This window comes from Kaistella haifensis DSM 19056 (assembly GCF_000735695.2).
In the GTDB taxonomy this organism is placed as follows: domain Bacteria; phylum Bacteroidota; class Bacteroidia; order Flavobacteriales; family Weeksellaceae; genus Kaistella; species Kaistella haifensis.
On the sequence record NZ_JASZ02000082.1, the window covers coordinates 1 to 1,559 of the forward strand.

1 protein-coding gene is annotated in these 1,559 nt (G+C 35.0%); it reads right to left on the reverse strand.

Annotated elements, in window-relative coordinates:
• Window positions 1-942: 942 nt before the first annotated feature.
• A partial coding sequence (locus tag AP75_RS13935) for a transposase (RefSeq protein ID WP_143755944.1) occupies window positions 943-1,559 on the reverse strand: 617 nt, incomplete at its 5' end.

Genomic DNA, 1,559 nt, shown 5'->3' on the forward strand with positions numbered 1-1,559 from the left:
CCGCCGCAGGATTTTCTTTTCGTTACCCAAACGCTGTCTGCAAAATAACCTTTGCGGGTAAGGGAACCTATGTTCTGAAGCGAGGAAAAACCGCTGAAATCCACCAATAAAGGCTACCCAACGCCACAAAAAAAGCAGTTCTTCTGAAAAAACTGCTTTGCACCTCTAAATTCTAAAAACGACATCCCCATAAGAGGACCATTATACTGCTGAAAAGCCACCGGAGCTTGCGTTCAACGGGCTTTCATTTCTTGTCTTGCAGACAAAACGAAAGCTTAGTTATTAGCTGTAGTTGTTTTATGCGCAATATTTTAGCGTTTTGCAGGTAACTTCAATGTTTTCACGCAATTTTCCATTAAGATTTTCAGCTTTATTTTTAAATTTATTCAAAGCAAAAATCATAGTTTAAAATAAGCTATCCGCTTATTCAGTTTTGTTTTTCTCCAATAAAATTTAAGATTTTTATCAAGTTTTGAGCTTTTTCAGATTCGAGATTGTCAAATCTTTTCAATCAATTTTTTTTTGATTTTTTGCGGTTTCTAAAAATCGTCATTTTTCCTTACAGAATTTTGAAAATTTTTAAAATTTTGTGAGCAAAGTTTGTCAAATATGCGTTCCAATTGTAATGAAAATTCTTTCTCCATCAATTGGAGAAACTCAATTTCTACGATTCTTTTTTATTAGAATTTTTTGCATTTTTTTCAGTTTTTCACGCGTAATTTTAACCAAATTTTCGTTTATTTTTTACAATAATTTTCAGCGTTAAATTTTGCATTTTTTAGTGATGATTTCGTTGCGTTTTTGTTAGAGTTTTAAGGTTTGTTTTCTTTAGGAAAATGAATTTTATTTCCTTTAAATAAAATTTTGAAAACTCTCAATTTTTCCTTTATTGACAATGGTTGTAACACAATTCTGACTAACGTTAAATTTTAATATTGATAATCAGTATTTTGTGATTTCAATATCTCTGTCAGTCAATCCAAATTTAGTGATTTGTTTTTGAATTCTTTTGGCTGCAGCAATTTTTCTTTTCTCGTCAAGGAACAGATATAGTGAAGGTGGTTGGTAGCTTTGCCCTTTCACAAGCATGTTCCAGATGATGACGGCAAGTTTGCGGGCCAGTGCAGAGACAGCAGTTGCTCTTCCTTTCTTGTAGTTCAACCTTTTGAAAAAGTCTGCGAGCCAGCCTTCTTTGAGATTACCGATGGCATTGGCAGTGTTTCGAAAGGCAATTTTGAGCCTTGAACTTCCTTTCGGGATGTGGTTGGACAGCACCTTGCCTCCGCTTATCTTGTTGTTTGGCGCAAGCCTAAGCCAGGCCGTGAACTGTTTAGCAGTGGGGAATTTCCTAATACCGTCTAATCCGATTTCAGCAATAAGGGTCATAATCAATCCCTCACTTACCCCTTCAATAGCCATCAGATCTACACCTTCGAAGTATTGGTAAGCAATTAAATTCATATCCGTTTGGCTTACCGCATTTTTGTTTTTTCGCTTGTGCTTTTTTTTTTCAATGGTATGCTGTTTCTTATGGTCGTCTTTATCGATGAGTTCTTTCA